Genomic DNA, 263 nt, shown 5'->3' with positions numbered 1-263 from the left:
CGGAAATCTTTGCCGGATTTAAGGAAAGATTCTGATCCTTTGCCATTTTAATGGAAACCGGCTCAAAATCCCCGAGAAACGTCGAACAGCAAAGCATTCTTCCACACGGACCAATCCCGCCGAGCATTTTGGCTTCATCCCGGACACCAATCTGCCGGAGTTCAATCCTCGTACGAAACTGGGAAGCTAAATCCTTCACCAATTGGCGGAAATCCACCCGGCCTTCTGCCGTGAAATAAAACAAAATCTTATTCCGGTCAAAG

Annotated in this window: 1 protein-coding gene; it reads right to left on the bottom strand. The window is 47.5% G+C overall.

Features of this window, described 5'->3' with window-relative positions; genetic code table 11:
- Positions 1-263 (bottom strand): regulatory iron-sulfur-containing complex subunit RicT (locus tag SM755_RS23800; RefSeq protein WP_323174857.1); only part of this gene is annotated, 263 nt, incomplete at both ends.

Origin of the sequence: Natrialba sp. PRR66 (genome assembly GCF_034808065.1) — an archaeon.
Classification (GTDB): domain Archaea; phylum Halobacteriota; class Halobacteria; order Halobacteriales; family Natrialbaceae; genus Natrialba; species Natrialba aegyptia.
Note: the sequence above shows the minus strand (reverse complement) of the source record. Positions and strands in the feature narration are given on the sequence as shown.